Origin of the sequence: Bacillus sp. 16GRE42 (genome assembly GCF_019837435.1) — a bacterium.
In the GTDB taxonomy this organism is placed as follows: domain Bacteria; phylum Bacillota; class Bacilli; order Bacillales; family Bacillaceae_G; genus Bacillus_A; species Bacillus_A wiedmannii.
The window spans coordinates 149,883-170,246 of the sequence record NZ_JADAXF010000005.1 but is presented as its reverse complement, the minus strand read 5'-3'; the positions used below and the strand labels follow the sequence as shown (position 1 = coordinate 170,246).

The 20,364-nt window shown below is 31.5% G+C and carries 13 protein-coding genes and 4 pseudogenes; 3 read left to right on the top strand and 14 right to left on the bottom strand.

Annotated elements, in window-relative coordinates; genetic code table 11:
* Position 1: 1 nt before the first annotated feature.
* Positions 2-3,397 (bottom strand): S-layer homology domain-containing protein, encoded by a 3,396-nt coding sequence (locus tag ILS93_RS23860; protein ID WP_222661467.1) that lies wholly within the window; start codon positions 3,395-3,397, stop codon positions 2-4.
* Between the two features lie 621 nt (positions 3,398-4,018).
* Between ILS93_RS23860 and ILS93_RS23855 the strand changes: the two are divergent.
* Positions 4,019-4,579: pseudogene (locus ILS93_RS23855) on the top strand (recombinase family protein).
* A gap of 642 nt (positions 4,580-5,221) precedes the next feature.
* Here ILS93_RS23855 and ILS93_RS23850 read toward each other — a convergent pair.
* From ILS93_RS23850 to ILS93_RS23820, 7 genes and pseudogenes are all read right to left on the bottom strand, one after another.
* A pseudogene (locus ILS93_RS23850) lies at positions 5,222-5,453 on the bottom strand (hypothetical protein).
* 286 nt (positions 5,454-5,739) lie between these two features.
* Positions 5,740-6,483, bottom strand: coding sequence for a lipoprotein BA_5634 family protein (locus tag ILS93_RS23845; protein WP_222661465.1), 744 nt, complete (start codon positions 6,481-6,483; stop codon positions 5,740-5,742).
* A gap of 23 nt (positions 6,484-6,506) precedes the next feature.
* Positions 6,507-8,477: an FtsX-like permease family protein gene (locus ILS93_RS23840; protein ID WP_222661463.1), complete on the bottom strand. Its 1,971-nt coding sequence runs from the start codon at positions 8,475-8,477 to the stop codon at positions 6,507-6,509.
* Positions 8,452-9,222: an ABC transporter ATP-binding protein gene (locus tag ILS93_RS23835; protein ID WP_315971460.1), complete on the bottom strand. Its 771-nt coding sequence runs from the start codon at positions 9,220-9,222 to the stop codon at positions 8,452-8,454. Before ILS93_RS23835 ends, ILS93_RS23840 begins: the two co-directional genes overlap by 26 nt.
* 195 nt (positions 9,223-9,417) lie before the next feature.
* Positions 9,418-10,419 carry a DUF418 domain-containing protein gene (locus ILS93_RS23830; RefSeq protein WP_064474285.1) on the bottom strand — a complete coding sequence of 334 codons (1,002 nt, stop codon included), beginning with the start codon at positions 10,417-10,419 and terminating at the stop codon, positions 9,418-9,420.
* Positions 10,420-10,560: 141 nt separating this feature from the next.
* On the bottom strand, positions 10,561-11,547 hold the full coding sequence (locus tag ILS93_RS23825) for a sensor histidine kinase (protein ID WP_222655521.1): 987 nt from the start codon (positions 11,545-11,547) through the stop codon (positions 10,561-10,563).
* Positions 11,547-12,251: a response regulator transcription factor gene (locus tag ILS93_RS23820; RefSeq protein WP_048517110.1), complete on the bottom strand. Its 705-nt coding sequence runs from the start codon at positions 12,249-12,251 to the stop codon at positions 11,547-11,549. Before ILS93_RS23820 ends, ILS93_RS23825 begins: the two co-directional genes overlap by 1 nt.
* A 473-nt stretch (positions 12,252-12,724) precedes the next feature.
* Between ILS93_RS23820 and ILS93_RS23815 the strand changes: the two genes are divergently transcribed.
* Both ILS93_RS23815 and ILS93_RS23810 read left to right on the top strand, forming a co-directional pair.
* Positions 12,725-13,276, top strand: a complete 552-nt coding sequence (locus tag ILS93_RS23815; protein ID WP_222655519.1) for a recombinase family protein — start codon at positions 12,725-12,727, stop codon at positions 13,274-13,276.
* A gap of 11 nt (positions 13,277-13,287) precedes the next feature.
* Positions 13,288-15,057, top strand: a pseudogene (locus ILS93_RS23810) (DUF4158 domain-containing protein); the annotation flags it as partial.
* 57 nt (positions 15,058-15,114) lie between these two features.
* Here ILS93_RS23810 and ILS93_RS23805 read toward each other — a convergent pair.
* From ILS93_RS23805 to ILS93_RS23780, 6 genes and pseudogenes are all read right to left on the bottom strand, one after another.
* A complete protein-coding gene (locus tag ILS93_RS23805; RefSeq protein WP_088047359.1) occupies positions 15,115-15,414 on the bottom strand; it encodes an ArsR/SmtB family transcription factor in 300 nt (99 codons plus the stop codon).
* A gap of 318 nt (positions 15,415-15,732) precedes the next feature.
* Positions 15,733-15,890: pseudogene (locus ILS93_RS23800) on the bottom strand (IS4 family transposase); the annotation flags it as partial.
* 150 nt (positions 15,891-16,040) lie between these two features.
* On the bottom strand, positions 16,041-16,781 hold the full coding sequence (locus ILS93_RS23795; RefSeq protein WP_222655518.1) for a YrrS family protein: 741 nt from the start codon (positions 16,779-16,781) through the stop codon (positions 16,041-16,043).
* A gap of 237 nt (positions 16,782-17,018) precedes the next feature.
* Positions 17,019-17,453, bottom strand: a complete 435-nt coding sequence (locus ILS93_RS23790; protein ID WP_002004029.1) for a hypothetical protein — start codon at positions 17,451-17,453, stop codon at positions 17,019-17,021.
* Between the two features lie 1,416 nt (positions 17,454-18,869).
* Positions 18,870-19,592 (bottom strand): thioesterase II family protein, encoded by a 723-nt coding sequence (locus ILS93_RS23785; RefSeq protein ID WP_064474287.1) that lies wholly within the window; start codon positions 19,590-19,592, stop codon positions 18,870-18,872.
* The gene (locus tag ILS93_RS23780) at positions 19,579-20,283 is read right to left on the bottom strand and encodes a 4'-phosphopantetheinyl transferase family protein (RefSeq protein WP_064474288.1); all 705 of its coding nucleotides are present in this window, start codon (positions 20,281-20,283) and stop codon (positions 19,579-19,581) included. The genes ILS93_RS23785 and ILS93_RS23780 overlap by 14 nt, the downstream gene beginning before the upstream one ends.
* Positions 20,284-20,364: the final 81 nt, after the last annotated feature.

The window sequence follows — 20,364 nt, the reverse complement described above, 5'->3', positions numbered from 1 at the left end:
TCTACTTTACTTCAGTAAACGTTTTGTAATGATCTGAAGTCCTATACACCAATCCATCACTAGAATAAAGAATTCTATCATTACCTCGATACCCTGTTGAATAATTAATATCAGCTTCATACCAAACTCTACCTGGAGCACTTGGTAAGGGATTTCCTTTATTTTGGAATATATTACCTCCTATGCTTTTTCCAGGGGCTACTTTATGAAGGTTCCCATCCTTACTAACCCAACCAAGTGCTTGTGCTTGTTCTTTCGTGATATAATTATCCGGTAATTTTTTATGTTCTTTTACATATTTAGCAACTTCATCAAAACCAGTAGGATATTTTGTGAAATTAGTAGTTTTTGCAGCCGTTTCTAAAGCCTTACCTTTCTTCTCAAGGTCTCCAACCTTCCCTACAACTTTACCGATAACCCGTGTTGTACCACCAGATACGACAGCCAATGTACCCCATACATAATCTTCTGGATCATATTTTTGACCTGTTACTAAGTCTTCCCCTTTGATGAGTTGTCCAATTTCTTTTCCTGTACCAATTATAGGCGTCATACCCAATACGAATGATACATCTCCATCATTCTTACGATCATATACTCTAGATGGATCGCCACCTAAATCACGTAGTGCATTACTCAAGTCAATATTTCCAACATTGATGGCAGCAGCAGGTATATCAATCTTATGACTTGCTATTTTATTAGCTGAGTCCATAAATGTATTTGCAAGATCTATTCCCATATTGAAATCTGTGAAGAATCCTGGGACTTTCGCATCCAATGCTTGTAAGTCTTGTGCAATGACTGGAACATTTTTTCTTGTTACTTGTACAAGTTCCTCCATCCCAGGTTTCGCCTCATCTATGGAATGTTTCAAGCGAATGGAGCTATTTACGACTGGTCCTAAGTCTTTAATGACACCAGATAATCCTTTCGATAATTCTTGCATATCCAATGTGATTTGATGAGTAAGTGCGTTAATATCTTTTTGCAATTCAAGAACTTTACCCGCAACCACATCTAATTCTTGATAGGTTTTCTCATACGCTTGAGCCATAGATACATATTGTTGAAGTATAAAAACATATGTGTCCATACCAAAATCTAGTAATTCTTTCCCATCGGCTCCAAGCAATTTTACTAACTCTTTCCTTTGCGTAACCGTTAAGTTTCTTATGTCACCTTTCATGGCATTCACTAATTCTTCTAACTTATCATGCACTTCTTTAATGACTTGCCTTTTATACTGAACATCCTGCTTTGCATCATTAATGTCTCTCGAAAGATTCTCTAAGTTTTCTGCATCATCTACCCAACGTCGTTCTTCTTCTTCTAAAATTTTGATCGTGTTATTTATGTATGTTTCGTCACTTTTTAAGTAATCTAATACACCTTCAAATATCTTTACTTTTCCATCAAGCAAAGTAAGTGGACTTTTAGCCTCCTGATCAAAGATAATAGCATCATGAATACGCACATATCCTTTTTCACCTTGGTAATTAACCTCATACCAAGAACCGACTTTCCCTACTACTTCTATCATTTCACCCTTATTCACACTTTTTGCACGTAATGCTTTTTTCAAGTCTGGCTCAGGATATACTTTTTTAACAAGGGATTCTAATGTAACCCACCCTTTAATCATTTCTCCGTCTTGATTAAAAGAGAATTTCTTATCTTTATATGTAAAATCTCCTGTTTGTAATGCACCTGAAGGCTGTAGTAAATACCAATTAAACTCTTGTTTCATCCAACCATTTCTTGATTCATGAGAAGCATCAAAATAATACGGTTTCCCATCAACATTTGTAAAACCTGATTGTACAGAACCTAATGGACTAAAGTAATAGATTTTGCCATCAATATGTTGGATTCCGGTTTGCACTACACCATCGGTTCCCAGATAATAATCATATCCACCTGTATGTAACCAGCCCGTTTGCATAAAACCATCGGCACCAAAATAATAGCGTTTCACATCAATTGATTGGAAACCTGTTATTCTTTGCCCATCTTTTTTATAATACGTCCATTTTCCTTCTTCTTGTACCCACCCTTTTTGATTATCTAAATAAAGTGCTTCTTTTAATTGATCAATCCATTGTAATCCATTCGCAAGAACCTCTGTATCACTATCTAATTGTTTATCAAATTTCTTTTGAATATTGGATGGAAAGTACTTTTCAGGATCTTTATGATACTCAGTTATCATAAACTGAGACAAATTCGTTGCTTCTTTTGTTACATCCCATGAACGAACTGGTGATTCACCAATTACAACAGACTCCAGTATTCGAACATATCCAACCTCTCCTTGATATTTGACCTGATACCATAAACCTTGCTTGGATATGACTTCTAAAACATCTCCATCCTTTACAGGCTTAGATGTCAATAGAAATTTTGTTTCTGGCTTTGGATAGATTCTTTTAACAGCAGAACGTAGAGTAATCCATCCCTTTTCCATATCCCCGTACTTATTAATTTCAAATGGTTTTCCTTGATAGGTAAATGTTCCTGTCACATACTTCCCATCTTTTAAATAGCTCCATGAAGTTGCAGAAAAACTCCATCCAGTCTTTAGTTTACCAGGTTCACTATAATATAAAGTATCTTTCCCTACCTGCTTTCTTCCTTGGAATAGCCTTCCATCTTTAAAAAAGGAGTACTCTATTCCATCTAACGTAATGTTATCTCTTTGCTTACTCCCATCTTTGTTGTAATAGTACCAATTCTCTTTCTCCTTCACCCAGCCAACTGATTCATCATTTTGCATATCTGTTACTTTCATAATCGTTCTATATAAGAACATAGAAAATTGCTCTCTAGTAACAATGCCATTTGGATTAAAGTTTCCGTCACCTGTACCACTTGTTATGTTGTTACCGGCTAATATTTTGACATATTCGTTGGCCCAGTGACCTTTCATATCCGTAAATTCTACATTTCCTTGCGGTTTTAAATCGAATGTTTTGACAAGCACAGTTGCCATTTCGGCACGTGTCATATTATTTTTCGGATTGAATTTTTTTTCAGCATTTACACTGAAAATACCACGTGCTGTTAGTGCCAAAATTTCCTTTTTGAAATTGCTGTCACCAATATCAACAAATGGATTATTTGTACTATCTTGCGGTTTTAAATATCGATACAAGAAAGCAGCGAGATGTTCGCGAGTAATAGGATCCGCTGCACCGAAATACCCATTTCCGTATCCTGTTATAATCTTATTCTCCACCATATACATCATTTCTTTATACGCCCAATGAGTTTTAGGAACGTCAATAAAAGATGATGAATTCACTTGACCATTTTGTTCTGCATACGCTGTTCCTACTGTACTGAATAATAAAATACATACCATAAAACTTAAAAATAATTTCTTAATTGTATTCACAATAGCTCCTATTCAATTGTTAAAAATATAATTGCAAAATCAGCACTTATTTTATCCTTCATTTACGGCGTTTTATATAATTATCAAATTTCTATTCATACTGATATTTCGCATAAGGACAACCTAAGTCATTCTGTCTAACCTATAATTGATTCATAAGATGTTTCATTTTTTAAATGGAGTAACCCATTTATGGAACCTTCTTAACATACAGTAAAACTAAGTTTTTTAATTTGAAAATCTCTTAGTGTAAAATTCGCATTATGTTGACGAAATCCATAATAATACCAATCTCCTTTCTCATTGACGTGGCCTATTTGATTTAAAACTTCGACTTCCTTTTTAAACATTGGTGCATAGGTAGAAAATAATTAAAATTATGATAATATAAGTCCTATGATCTTCTTCATACTCGCATCTCCTTATCAATTCGTAAAAAACCTTTTAATTATATATTGTATTTAATTGATAATAAAATAAAAAAATACAAATATGCATAATTGCATATTAACCTTCTCAATAGGGTGTACCCTATTGAGAAGAAATCATTTCCTTGATATTATTAGTCTCATAGACCCTCAATAACACTTATCAAAAATATGTACAAAAAGAGGGATGAAAATGGTCTATGGATACGCACGTGTAAGTGCACAAGATCAAAATTTAGATACACAAATTGAACAACTTATAAAATATGGAGTAGATGAAATCATAAAAGAGAAAATTAGTGGAGTAACAAAACAAAAGCCGGAGTTAGATACGTTACTTTCAAAATTAACTACTGGGGATACCTTAGTCGTAACTAGAATGGATCGTTTAGGTAGAAATACCATTCAACTGTTATAGTTAGTAGAACAATTTTGGGAAAAGGATGTTCACTTTGCAATTTTAAATTTAGGAATTGATACAAGAACTCAAACGGGTAATTTCTTCTTAACTGTCATGGCTGCCTTTAGTGAATTAGATCGTGAAATGATTAAAGAAAAACAACATGCGGGAATAAAGCTAGCAAAACAAAAAGGAGTGTATAGAGGAAGAGTAAAGAAATATACGGATAAGCACCCAGTTATGAATCATGCGATTGAATTGCGCAAGCATACCAATAAAACTGTTAAAGAAATATACCAAATTACTGGTGTGAGTCCGGCCGCTCTGTATCGTAGATTAAAAGAACTTGAATAAAGTTCTTTTTTGATTTGTAATTAAATCCCAGAGTGGCCCCTCATACCGAGAATCGTTTCCGTACCCCTGGGAGAGAAACACATGCCTATCAGGGTAAAATTAGCTAAGTGCAAACTCATCCAAACTTTTTTGTTCTTGTACAAGGGCATAAAACTCTCAACTATTCCGAGAAAAATCTCTATTCAGTTAAATTTCATATCTTTAATTGAGCAAAAATCACAAAAATTATCCAACTTTTGTATAAAAGAATGAGTCAATTGAACTTAGAAAAAGCGTGTTTTAATAAAAAAATTTTTCCGAATGCACTTTTTCTTTTTGTTCTTCTATCAGGGATCATAACGTTAAATTAATCAAACATTTTTCGAAAACAACAACAGTTATTTACGAGAATACAACCTCAACTTAAAAAAGACCACCCCTTTCAATAAAGGAAGTGGTCTTCCTAAATTATCTATTTTCTTAAAATAAACCTATAATAACTTTGATATCTCTTTACTCAGTCATCCGATTATAGGAATAAAATCCATTAATACATGTAATTCTATCCCTATTAAAGCAGAAATAAAAATGATTTTTAAGAAAATACTCTATTTATAAGTAAACAATATTATTAATCTAAGTATTATAAAATTAGTAACTCACTTAAGAAGTTTTAAAAGACAAGCTTGTTAATGATGTTCCAACACTTAATTCGTCATTTAATACGAGGGATAAACAAGCTACTAATGGTAATTGAGCCATCAGAATTAATCACTATACTAGGACTAGATCCACACTCTTCTCCACCACTTACAATTGATTCTACCCCACCACTCGGAGTAAACGTAACTAAAAGACACACATCGATACAAATATCATTTAAAGTATATGCCATTACTTATACCCCTCCCTAAAACAATTTATAATAAGCTATGTGGGGTCACCATATCATTGCGGGAAAATTGTACGTTTAGACACATTTTAGACACAAAAAAACGAGTGTGTAAATTTAGATGATAGTTATAATTTCAAAAGTGGATCAGATTTTTTATTATAACTAAAAAATCTGATCCACTTATTTGTGTCCTTAAAAATAATCATATTTAAAAAAAGTAATAAATGAACTTTCATTCATCGTTTAATAGGTTTTAACTTTTTCTATTCTATATAGAAATATTTGTTTACTTTTCTGTAATATTCACAAAATTAACAGCTCTCTCGTCCTCAGTACCTAAAGCCGTATTCACTTTATCTATTTCCTTTCTTAATTCTGGTGCTTTCCCTTGATTGACTAAGTTAAGATTCCCAAAAGATTTATTAAAAGATAGAAATTGTCTTGTTTGTTCTTTCCCATTTATTTCTTTAAATAATATATCATCTACAATTAATAGGATTACGTTGGATCCACCACGATATGGAGATAGCCATACATCCCCTTTATATTGAACATTCATTTTTTTCTCATCAAATGTTAGTTCTTTCAAGTCTTTATATTCTTTATTTGCAAATATGATAGTTTCATCTTTTTCTATTTTTGGTAACGAATCAAGAGGGACTGAAGATAGGAGCCCCTCGTTATTATCCCTTTCACGAATAAATCCCTTTGTATTCATTTTTTCAGCAGTTGTTCTACTAATAAATAGTAAATTACTAGTAGCAGTATCCATAGAATCCCCAAATTTAGTTGGTAACTTTATGTCAAGCTTATTATTATCTATAGTCCCTTCTTTTAATTGATATAGGTCTTGTGAGGTTGTTATATCTTTGTATGAGTCAATTATAGAGTTTCTTGTTTGTTCGTTTATCGTTCCTACTTCTATTGAAATTCCATTTGCTGGAGAGTCTTTTGTACCAAATAATGAACATGCTCCTAACATGGTAATCGAAATACTAGCTACTATTAATAATCCAATTCTTTTTTTCATCCTATATTCTCCTTCTTTTTAAATTAAAAGATTGTTTTATACATTTTTTTCAAATATTGAGCACGAACAAAGTAAAAGTATATAATTTGCATAACTAAGAAACAAATCAATACCACAACGGAACTACCCAAGACTGAAAAATTGGCTAACTTTTGTAAGGCCATAAAAGCAACTGTACTATGTGTAATCGCTATTGCAATTGGTAAAAAGAATAACAATGCAAGTTGACGTGACACAATTTTCTTTAATTCAGGTTTACTTAAACCAACTTTTGCTATCATTTTATATTGCTGCTGATTTCGTTCTAAGTCTGTATATAATCGGAAATATAAAAAGCTTGCAGCAAAAGTAAAGAAAACGATACCTATTAATACACTCATGATAGATGCAAGTCCAAAACCTTGTTTCATCACTATCCATGTAAAAATTAAAGACGAAAATGTATATTGTTCGTTGTATACTTCAAGTTCACTAATACCCTGATTATCTTTCTTTAAAGTAGTCACGATTTTTTCAGCAACCTTTTTTGTTTGATCCCAATTTTTCACAATAAAACCATTGATAGTGAATTGACCGTAGTGACTCTCTGGATCCACAATCATTTGATTATATACAGTATCCGGAATAATAATTGTCGTTATGTTTGTATCTTGTAGTTCTTTTGACGTTAGTATTTTATTTACATGCATAGCTCTTTTTATATTTCCATGCAACAATTGAAAGTCATTTTGATTAGATTTTGCATTAGCGACTTTTTTTGAAGGAATGACAAAACTACTATTTTGATCTTTTAAGCTTTCTTTTTCAAAATCAAATGACTCTGCTAACCTATTGTAATCACTTATTTTTATAACGCTTAATAATACATTACTGTTATAAAGGGTATCTGGAATTTGTTTTATTGAATAAGCGACTTGTTTGAATTTAAACCCACCATTATTGAGTTCGCTTTCTATTTTTTTTAGATGCTCTTTTTCTAAAGGATTATTATTATAAGACTTATAAGAAAATGCAAAGGGACTATTTGATTCAGCCATGGATGAGTTACCTAATCCCATACAAGTTCCCACTGCAGTGAAGGCAACAGCAGAAATAATAGTTACCATAAAAAACATTTTTGCATTATCTTTTAATTGATACACTAAATCTGAAATGGTGAGTATGTTTGTTTTCTTAAAGAAAATATTTTCCCTTTTCTTTAATACACGTAACACATACACACTGAGCTGTGTAAATAAGAAGTACGTTCCAAGTACAACAAAGCTCACCCCTGTCGCCATCATGAATAATACATATTTCATATCCATGTAATGAATTGCGTGAACACTATGGAAAACAGCCGTATATCCTAATCCAATACAAATAAGTGCGAATAAAGATAGCCCAAAGGATGCTTTTGGTTCAGGCTTTGGCTTTTCTTCTGCTTTTATTAATTCTACTAATTGCTCTACATTTACTAGTCGAGAAGTGAAAAGTGAAATAAATAAAAACAATAAGAAGAACGCTCCAAATGTTATCCCAATTGCTTTAAAGGGCATGTAAAATGGGAGTCCTTTATCAATCATTAACAAATTGTTGCTCATAATTAAGATAAACTTAGAGAACGCCATTCCAATTGTAATTCCTGTTAAAGTGGAAGCGATACCAATTATTATATTTTCAATAAATACTAATTTGTTCAATTGTGGGCGTGACATCCCATGTAGCATTAGAATTCCAAAATCTTTTTTTCTTGTTTTTAAAAATGCACTTACAGAATATAGGATAAAAAAGAATGAGAAGAAAAATATTAACCCCTGCGATATCTGTAATCCTGACTTTGCAAATGTATTGATTGTTACACTGGCAGCAAGATCGCCTTGTAAATTTGGATGAAATGCAAGTAATGCATACGTAAAGAAAATCATAATGGCAAACGTACTACTTAAAAAATGAGCCAAATATGTTCGTTTACTTCGAATGACGTTATTAAATGCGAATTGTCGAAAAGTCATGTGCATTTCCTCCTAATAATGCTAAAACCTCTAGAATTTTTTGATAGAATACTTTGCGATTATCTCCACAATAAATCTCATTGTATAACTGTCCATCTTTGATAAACACAATTCGATCACAATAACTTGCAGCCATTGCATCATGTGTCACTAACATCATCGTTGTGCTATTTTCTTTATTAAGCGTTGTCAATAATTCCATCACATCACTAGCAGATTTTGAATCCAGATTTCCTGTAGGCTCATCCGCAAGTAATAATTTCGGATTATGAATAGTAGCACGTGCGATTGCCGTTCTTTGTGCTTGTCCACCAGAAATTTCATACGTACGTTTATCTAATATTTTAGTTATCCCAAGTTTTTCAGCAATAGCCTCAACTTTCTCTTCCATTTCTCGAGGACTTACACCATCAAGCGTAAGTGGAAGAACAATGTTTTCTTTCACTGTCAATGTATTAAGGAGATTAAATGATTGAAAAACAAATCCTAATTCACGTCTTCGAAATAAAGACAACTGATCTGGAGATAACAGATATGGATTTTCTCCATGAATTAATACTTCTCCTGATGTTGGAGCATCTATAGTAGACACCATATTTAATAGCGTTGTTTTACCACTCCCAGATGGTCCCATAATTCCTACAAATTCACCTTTGTTTATTTTTAAATCAATATGGGATAATGCTGTAAAAGAAATTTTCCCAGGATAAACTTTCCCTAAATCTGAAACATGTAGTATCTTCACAATTATTTCACCTTCCATTTCTCTTTTCGATACATGAAGTGTAACCTATATATAGTATGTCTCATATCGATTCCCCTAACATTTATCTAACAAGTTTGTAAGATTCAAAAGAAAAAACCGATGAGTAATCTTACTTTCATCGGTTAACGAGATGCATACGGGAATATCTTATGATTTAGTTTTCCACATACTTCTTTAACAGGTTTTGTTTTCTTTAAAGTTAGAAACTTTCGCAAATGAACCGACGATTCTAACTTTCTTCCAATATATCCCCATACGCCATATCCATTCTAAAGGTCCCATTCTGAAGTACTTTAACCATATATTACTATAAATAATTTGTATAACAATAATGGATAGACCGATACCTAAATAGGTTAAGAATGAGAATTTTTCATTTTCTAAATAGTCAAAAACAATCGATGTATGCACAATATAGTTTGACATAGACATTCGGCCAAATGCGATTAAACATGAGAACATACTTCTTACCATGGGAATCATACTTAAAATGGTTAAGCCAACAATATAAAATAGGGGCAGTACGAAAGAACTAAAATTATTCATCCAGCCATAAGAATAGTATGTTAAAAAGAATAGGAGGACTAAACCTGTTACAAGTAATACCTTACATCTTTGTAGGTGATTGAAAAAAGATACCTGTCCTAAAAATATCCCTAAAATAACCATTGAAAGCCCGCTTAACATGCTTACTAAAGATACAATTTGATTATTAGTTGATTCACCTTCAATTAAAACCATGTCACGTGTGAACCAAATCAATATTGCAATAGCGATAAAAACGACAATGTTAATCACCGGTGGTATATACTGAAATACAAATCCTATTAGCCCATAAATTGCATACATAATAAATAATCCACCGGCAGGGACCCCTACAAATGTACATGTAACACCAATTAATAACAGGATACTAAAACGCCGGATATATATTAAATTTGCCCTTTCACCCCTCTTCTTTAAATTTGACATTAATAATGCAGAAGATAAGCCTAGAAGGAACATAAATATATAAATAAATTTGGATACCATGAAAGTGTAAATGAAAGAGCTAAAATAAGGATTGGCATCAGTGCTCACCATACTCGTGTTTTGAAATATATTTGTAAAAGTAATGCCTATAAGCGCAAATCCCCGTAAATAATCAACTATTTCAATACGTTGCTTTTGTATCATAATTCCTTTCTCCTTTCAGTTTTGATTCTACATACAATGTACATATTGCATAGGATTTTTCCTATCGATTTCCCTAACATTTATCTAACAAGTTTGTAAGATTCAAAAGAAAAAACCGATGAATAATCTTTCTTTCATCGGTTAACGAGAGGCATACGGGAATACGATTCTAACTTTCGTTCCCTTACCTACCTCAGATTCTAGCTCAATCTTATGATTTAATTTTTCACATACTTCTTTAACAAGATATAATCCCATTCCCGTAGACTCTTTAAATTCCCTACCATTTTCTCCAGTATAAAATGGATTGAAAACACGTGGTAAATCAGCAGTAGGAATGCCCACTCCATAATCTCTTACTTCCAAAATAATTGCTCGTCCTTTTGAATATGCCGATATTATTACTTTCCCTTTCTTACTTGATGAATATTTAATTGCATTTGACAGTACTTGATTGAGTATAAATCGAAACCATTTCTTATCTGTTTCTACAATAAGACTCGGATCTACTTTTACTTCTGGATACACATAACTACGTATAAACAGACGTTTGTTTTCATGAATAACAGAATCAATCATTCCCAATAATTGCAATCTTTCTACATGAAAATCCTGTTCAAATGTTTCTAAACGAGCAACATATAAGACCATTTCTAATCCTTTTTTGATTCTTTCCGTTTCTTCATTAATACTGTCAAATCGAGAGTCATCGGCATCTTGTGTAATTAACTCAATAACAGAAAGAGGTGTTTTCATTTGATGAACCCATTGATTCATAAAAGTCATTTGTTCTTGTTGTTTTCGTTCCCATTTTTTTAATTGGTTTTGATAATATTGATATTGAGTTTGTAGTAATTTATCTAATGCCATTGATAATGGAGTCAAATCACTATCTTTTATTGAATCATTTAAAGTTTCTATTGGTGTTGATAGACGCTTGTAGAATGAACGATGACTATAATAACGATATATTAAATAACCCATTAATAAAAAAACACCCAAAAATACAGAATATAATGCTGTCAAAATATGTGGATAACCATCAAACCAATATATAAATAGGATGATAAGTAATTGGGCAAATGTATAACAAATAAGTGGAATATGTTCTTGTAAAAATAATTTCATTATTCCTTTCCTTCCTCCTCCCAAGTAGCATGCAGACGATATCCAGCACCACGAACTGTCTCCAGTGCGTTTTCGATACCTAAATCTTGCAATTTCCTTCTAATTCTACCTATATTTACACTCAATGTATTCTCGTCTACATACGAACTATCCCATAGTTGTTCTAAAATCACTTCACGTTTTACAAGGAGCGGAGACTTTGTTATCAATATTTCCAATAAAGTTGTTTCTTTTCTAGTAAGTAAAATTGCCTTATCATCTAGTTGAAGTTCCATTCTTTCTGGGAACAGGAATAACCCTGATTGCTCAACTATCCGTTCTTTTACTTTGGGAGCATATTCACCGTATGCTCTTCTGAGTTGACTACGGATTTTAGACATTACAACTTCATAATAAAAAGGTTTCGTAATGTAGTCATCACCACCATTTTCTAAAGCCATAACTTGATCCATCTCTCCACTCCTTGCAGATAGAAATACAATTGGACAAGTAGAAATAGCTCGTATTTGGCGACACCAATAATAACCGTCAAAACTAGGTAAATTTACATCTAATAGGACTAGATCTGGTTTAATCTTTTGAAATATATCTAAAATATTTTCAAAGTCCTCTATCATAACACTTTGGTATCCGTATTTTTTAATATGAGTTCCCAGTAATTCAGCGATTTTTATATCATCTTCTACAATCATGATTGTATTCATATCGTACTCTCCTCTAATTTAAGTGTGATTTTTAAAGTTTGTTTGGCTTTTTATATTTAATTTTTAAGTTAATTTATTTAAAAGAAATAATATCTTACATACGCCCTAAAATGCAATTAATATCAAATAAAGCTTATATCTTTTGTTTTTTTATTAATAAAAATTTAAAGAGTAAATGGATTGGTTTTTTTCAGAATATAGATGATTTTCATTAAAAAAATGAATTGATATTAGTAAGGGTATTTGAATAGGTAATAACTCAATATATCCATTAATATTTTTTATCCAATTTACTTTAATTAACATATATTACTGTACTATGTGTACAGAAAATTGTATGTTTCTGGACACGTTAATATGGAACAAAAAATTATAGGATTTCTCCTTTTTTCATGTTCAAAAACCCTGTAAACTTATCTATGTTCAGATAAATATATAGAATTAAGTTATTGAACAAAAGGAGAGAAAAAGGAATGAAGGTTGGATATGTTCGAGTATCTACAATTGATCAAAATTTAGACTTACAGTTTGATGCTTTGAAATCTTATGGATGCGATAAAATATTTCAAGATAAATTAAGTGGGGTTAAAGATAAAAGGCCAGGCTTAGAGGAAGCGTTTCAATATGTACGTCCTGGTGATTCCTTGGTAGTTTGGCGATTAGATCGCTTAGGTCGTACTATGCGACATCTTATTCAGATTGTTAATGAATTGAATGAACGAGGGATCAGTTTTTATAGTGTTCATGAAAATATTACAATGGATCGTTCAAGTGCTACTGGTCAACTTATGTTGCACTTATTTGCATCTTTTGCGGAATTTGAACGTAACTTGATTCGTGAACGAACGGAAGCTGGTAGAATTGCTGCACGAGCAAGAGGGCGCTTTGGTGGTAGACCAGAGAAACTAAAAGACAAGGAAATTGATATGATACAAACCCTTGTTGCCAATAAAACTCCTATTAAAGATGTAGCTCAAATGCTTGGAGTCTCTCGTACTACGGTTTATCGATATTTAAATAAATAGGAGGAAATAATATGGTAACAAGGGAGCTTCTCACTTCATCACAAAGGGCGTATTTTTATGAAATTCCTGAATACATGGATCAACGGGAGATACTGTGCTATTACACAATATCTGATGAAGAATTACAGATTATAAATAAACAGCGTGGAGCCGCTAATAGATTAGGGTTTGCCATCCAAATTGCATACTTACGTTTTCCTGGAAGACCATTATCTGTAAATGAAAAAATTCCGGATTTTATTGTACATACGATTGCTAAACAATTAGGAATTTCACCTTCAGCTATACAAAATTACGCACGTGAGCGTGATACAACTCGTCGTGAACATCTCATTAAAATTAGAGGTACATTTGGATTTCGAACGTTTACTATAAAAGAATATCGAGAGTTAGCAAGTTGGCTTCTTCCTATGGCAATGAAACCAGATCAAGGACATCTTTTAGTAGAGGCTCTTGTTATAGAAATGAGAAAAAGAAAAATCATTCTACCAGCTATATATGCAATTGAACATTTAGCATGGGCTGTACGTGAACGATCACATAGAAGGATCTTTAAACAATTAACAAGAAGTCTCACTTCTTCTCAATGTAAGCAACTAGATAAGTTATTAAGCATAGGAAAAGGATACAAGTATTCGTATTTATCATGGCTTTGACAACCTCCAGGTGTTGTTTTTGTTAAAAAATTCCATAAGGTTATGGAGAGAATAGAGTTTATTCAAAAATTAAATTTACCATTAGATAATGGTCGAGAAGTGCATCAGAATCGATTGTTACAGATGGCATGTGAAGGATCACGTTATTCCAATCAACATTTATCTAGGTTTCATGAGCTCAAACGCCACGCAATCCTTATGGCTTTTCTTATTCATATTTATGCTTTTTTAACAGATCAAGGGATAGAAATGCTTGAGAAGCTAATGGGTAGAATGTTTAATCGAGGAGAGAAGAAACATAAGGACCACTTTCAAAAAGACGGAAAAGCGATTAATGAAAAGGTTCGTTTATACGCCAAAATTGGAAAAGCATTAATTGAAGCAAAAGAATTAGAACAAGATCCTTTTGAATCCTTACAATCTATCATTTCATGGGAACAGTTTGTACAATCAGTAGAACAGGCAGAAGAATTAGCTAGACCAGCAGAATTTGATTATTTAGAACTACTAGATAATCACTATGGTCATTTTCGAAAGTTTGCCCCCAGATTATTAAGAACTTATTTATTTAAAGCATCTAAAGCAAGTAATACTTTATTTCAGACTTTAGAGACATTAAAAGAAATAAATCAAACAGGAAAACGAAAAATTCCTGAAACAGCTCCGATGGATTTTTTTAAGTCAAAATGGTTCAAACATGTAATCAAAGATAATGGTATTAATCGTCATTACTATGAATTCGGTGTCTTTTCAGAATTATGTAATCACCTCCGTTCTGGGGATATGTGGGTTATAGGAAGTAAACAATATAAGGATTTTGAAGAGTATCTATTACCACAAGAAAAATGGTCTGAATTGAAGAATAAAAAACAAGTTCCTTTAACAATTCCAACAAATATCGATCAGTATTTACAGAAGCGATTTCAGTTAATGGAAGAGCAACTTTCTAAGGTAAATCATTTAATTCAAAATCAACTATTGCCAGACGTTTCAATCTATGCAGGAAAAATCCAAATTTCACCTTTAAAGAAAATGATTCCAGATGAAGTTGAAGATTTAACTAGGCTTATTTACAGTGTATTGCCACGTGTTAAATTAACAGAATTATTGGTAGAAGTAGATAGCTGAACACAAAATAGCCCCTTCTCACCAGTAGCGGCTATTTTATATGAAAATACTTCATTAGTTTATATATCCTAAAACACTTACAATCTTACTCGCTTTTAAATTATGAATATGATAATAAATTTCTAAACCTTTTCGCTCAGCTCGTAACACTTTGCCCTTCATTTTTGATAAATGTTGTGAAACCGTCGATTGTGGAATATTCAGTAATTCTGTTAATTGTGTTACATTACACGTTTTTCTCGCACTTAATTCATTTACAATTTGTAAGCGGATTGGATGCGCCATAATTTTCAAAATATCTACATCTTCTTCTGAAACTAAACTTTTTCTCATTTCACTTGTATATGTTGTCATAGGACATTCCCCTTTTATATGAACTCCTTTTATTTTGATCTATTTCCAAAATATTTAAAACTCCGATGTAAAACCTTTATATAAAAATAAGGGAATTTTAAATTTTTAAAAACAGAACGAAATACAATTCACTTTATTTATTCTTTCATTACATATAAATAATAAAATATTAATATGTGCTCTATGTGAAGTTATCCTAAATTTATAATGAAGATTTTTCAAATCATTCACATGTAACTACCTATTTTTCTGCTTTGTGTTTCCCTTCTATCTTTGTTGTTTTCTTTCCTTGAGCTTTTCATTGTTTTCACTAGGTACAGGAGTGTTGGTCATATAAAGATCGATACTACTAAGTCGTTTACTACGAGGAGAATATTTCCTTCCTTTCTATTTTCTTGTACAACTTAATCCTGTAATCGTTTTTTTTGTTGTTCTTTGGTCAATAGATGAACGCTCACACGAGATGAGACTTTATTGATTATTAAAGTTGGTCCGCATCAGGATCTAACAAATGAGTCCAAGTAATTAATGCTGTCAACATAACAAAAAGAGTCCTGATTGATACGGACTCTTTTGTGAGTTTTTACAAAAGTAAAATTTTAAACACATAATTACATTTCTATTATTTATTTCAGCACTTGAACAGATGCTGGTTTCCACCCCTGATTCTCTACCCAATCAATATCAACCTTATATTTTTTATTACTTTGCTTATCTCGTACACTACCGTAGGCTTTATTATCACCATTATTCCCAATAAAATCGAAAATCAATTGGCTCTCTGGAACATCAACAGCATAAGAAATTGCTTGTTTCATCTCACTCCAATCTACTGTCCCTTCTTTAAATTTCATTTCAGGTTTTGCTCCTTGCACTGTACCAATTGGCTTCCAAGAAGGATTAGTTTGAGAACCCTTTTCTTGAGATGCCGTTTTTTCTCCCTCTTTATTTTCATTTCCGTTCATTTTTACCGATTTTTCTGCTTTTTGTTTCTCTTCTAACAGTGCTGCTTCTTTCTCCTCACGTTCCTTCTCTTCTAACTGCGCTGCTTCTTTCTCCTCACGTTCCTTCTCTTCTAACTGCGCTGCTTCCTTCTCCTCACGTTCCTTCTCTTCTAACTGTACTGCTTCTTTCTCTTTACGTTTCTTCTCTTCTAACTGCGCTGCTTCTTTCTCTTTACGTTTCTTCTCTTCTAACTTTGTTGCTTTCTTTTCTTGAGCAATTGCTTTCTTTGATGTATCAGAAGGGGAAAACAACTGGTATGTCACTATACCAACTGTCACTAATACCAAAGTAAATGCAATATTAAAAACCACCTTTTTACGACGATTTTGTTGTTTTTCTTGAAACCTGCTTACTTGTCCCATTTTTTAAACCCCCGAGTTTATTTTCTCTTCTAATCTTTATGCATTATTCTTATAATTCTTAATATTTTTATTAAACGATGGAAATAAATCACAATTCCCATACAAGATTTCATATCATAATAAAATTTGTGTTGTTTCAAGCATCTGACATATGTTATTCAAAATATTTTAATACATTAAAAATTGATAAACTCCTGTTCGTAAGAAACCTTCAATTTTATTCAAAGATGATTCCAATTACGTCCACATTAGATCTCCTGTAGAAATCTTTTTAACAATTAAGCCCCTTCTTCCCTTATTTATAATTTTTAAATTAAACTGCCCTCTATGGTACAATAAAGATGTGTTGTTTTCTACTGGGGTATGTCGTAAAATCAGAAGGGATTTTATCTCTTTTACCTTTTTTTCAGAGTAACTTTCACCACTAGGAAACTCTATTATTCCTAATGTAATCTTTAATTCGCTTTCATCAAAAGTCCAATCCTTATTAAGTTCCCTTATCTTTTGTATAAAGCTTCTTTTGGTTTTTCCTATATAGATCAATGTTTCATTTTTAGCATATACTCTAGAGATTGCAAATATTCCCTTCTTAAAAGCTTCTTCTCTACTATAAAAATCATTTAAACTATACAATCCATACCATTTAATATGTACTTTTTCTATTAATCTCACCTCATTTTTAGATAATATTATAATTTCTGAATGTTCGAATTATTGTGGATACATAGCCTTGATTACTTGAATTATAAATAGTGCTTTTCAATAATACATTTTATTATTACTAATTTCAATAATGCAGAAAAAATACAATATTATAGTTTAATTACAAAACTATCTAAAAACAAAGTGATGTCGTACCAAATATTTTATTTTTTTCAATATCAGACTATCGTGAACAAAAGTTAGAGAGTTATGGAATAAAATATAATGTGCATTTACATGCATTTCTTTTTAAAAAATGTTTTGTAATTGCAACTGAATTAAAAAAATATAGATTTTTATGACTCCTTTCGGGGGATATTGTAAAGTGGGATCTTATATATGCACATTACTATACCGAACTAGATTTCGGTATAGTAATTTTTTGTAACTCATTGATTTTTTACCAAACACGTATAAAAATTAATAGTATGAAAATAAAAAAGAACCTGCAAATCTGCAGATTCCCCTGATAATAATTTATATAAGTAAGACTCGAAAATATAATACAATGATTCAAAAATAAGTTCAAGTAAATCAAAAGAACCCGCTGGAGTTAGGGTTCTTTCAGAAGTGATGATGTTTTCTCAGCTTCGCAAAGTGAGAAAATACAAGAATATAATACATCGAGATTTAGAGAATTTCAATAATTAATAGATAAGGAATATTTTATTTATTTATTATGCAATGCTTGTGTTTTTTATTCAAAATATATTATAATCCATTTATTTAGATATTATTCAGAAAGTATAAAACTGTTAACTAAATATCGGAGTATTTTTACATATTCTATTAATACTATTAATTCTTTCTTCAAAAATTCCCCTAAAATGAAAAGATACGATATTCTTTCTGTAGAATCATAGGAAAGGATGGCGTTTCTTTTCATTTTATGGAGTACTAATTATTTCTTTTTTTATAATAAGAAAGGAAATTTATTATCATAAAGTATACCTGAGTCTATTGGTTTCCTAGCCCGAAAGAGATAAATAGCTTTGTTCCCATTCATAAAATAGTACAATGTATGCACAATTACATATCTAATTAATTGCTTTTAGTGTTATATTTTAATAGCGATGAATGCTATTATTTCATAAGTTGTCAACAAGCGTTATGTATGAGAAAAAGGAAGGGGCCAAATAGACCCTTCCTTTTTCTACTAATTAACTAAATTACTCTCTGGTAAAAATTTAAAAAGTGTTGCAAATAAGTTGCATCACTTTTTTAGATAAATACGGGAAGTAACTCTTACGATTCAATGAGTCTTTTTTCCTACCTTTGAAAAGTTCGTTTAGGCTTCAATGCCCTTATTCAGTGATATTTCAGCAGTTCCTTTATTTTTCATATTTAATATTTTGTTCCTAAGCCATGAATATACTTAGAAAACCTCTAAAAACTATTTGATAATCTTTTAAAATCTAACTTTCTTATAATACTCTTTGCTATTTCTTCAATATTTTCATTTAGAAAGAAATGATTACCTTCAAAAGAATGAAGAGTACACGTTTTACTTGTATATTGCTCCCATTTTATTACTTGATCATATGTAGTAAATTCATCATTTTCCCCATTAAATATAAGAAAATCAATATCACACGGTTGTATATTATTGTCATGAATATATGTCTCGACAATTTTAAAATCTGCTCTTAGAATTGGGAGAAAAATCTCCATTAATTCTTCTGATTGAAGTACCCCGGACGGTGTACCTCCCATTGCAATAACTTCTCTTTTAAATTGCTCATTAGAAAGATTATGTCGGATATTTTTTATTTTACTATTTGGATGATTTCTACCGGACAAAACAAGAAATTCAGGCGATACGTTTTTAGAATCTTTTATTTTTCTGGCTACTTCATAGGCGATCAAACTTCCCATGCTATGCCCGAATAGAATGTAGGGCGAATCATCTATCTGCATAACTATTTTATTATAGACATCATTCACAGCCTCTTCCATACTTTGGTACAAGTTTTCTTCAATTCTATATCCTCTACCAGCTAACTCTATCGGGACTACCTCAATATATGGATTAAAGTGATTTTTCCATTTTGCGTAACTAAACGCAGATCCCCCAGCATGTGGAAAGCAAAAAAGTTTAGTCTTCTGCATTGATTTTCTCCTTACTTTCAAATTTGTATATATTTTGGCAAATTGCATAAATGTCTTTAATTATTATCTCTTGCGGAAATTCATCCCTTGTTGCACAAGCAGATATCTTATAATTTGGCTCAATGTTATATTGTCTAAAGTAAAAGTTTTGAGGTATATACTTATATGAAATTAAAGTTGGTGACTCTTTTTTTATAGAGAATGAATTTAACGGGATATAAAGCCCTTTTCCAATCGTTTTTATATAACTTTCTTTTAATGTCCATAAATCATAAAAATAATTAATTTGTTCATCAGAATTTATATTAGATATATCATAAAATTCTTCCTCTGAAAAAAATTCATTTGCTAATTTAAGAGCCTCTATCTCTGAAACCTTTTCTATATCAATACCCACATTAAAATTAGCAGTAGTACAAACCACCCATTCTCCTGAATGTGACAGATTAAAATGAAAGTCAGAAAAATTTTCAACAAAAGGTTTTCCATACTCATTATATATAAATCTAATTTCTTCATTATTAATTTTATACTTTTGGCAGATTAGAGATCGGATTAGTAAATCCCCTATCAGGGTCCTATTAACGTCGCATGAGTTTAATAAACGCTTCATTCGTTCTTTCTTCTCATTTGAAACCAAGTTACTAAGTTGCTTAAACAAATGACTTTCAATATTCTTTGGTATTTTCACAGCTTGAATGTGTATGATAAATCACTTCCTTTTTTAAAGGATGGCTTCATATATGTGCGTTACATAAATTCAAATTAACTT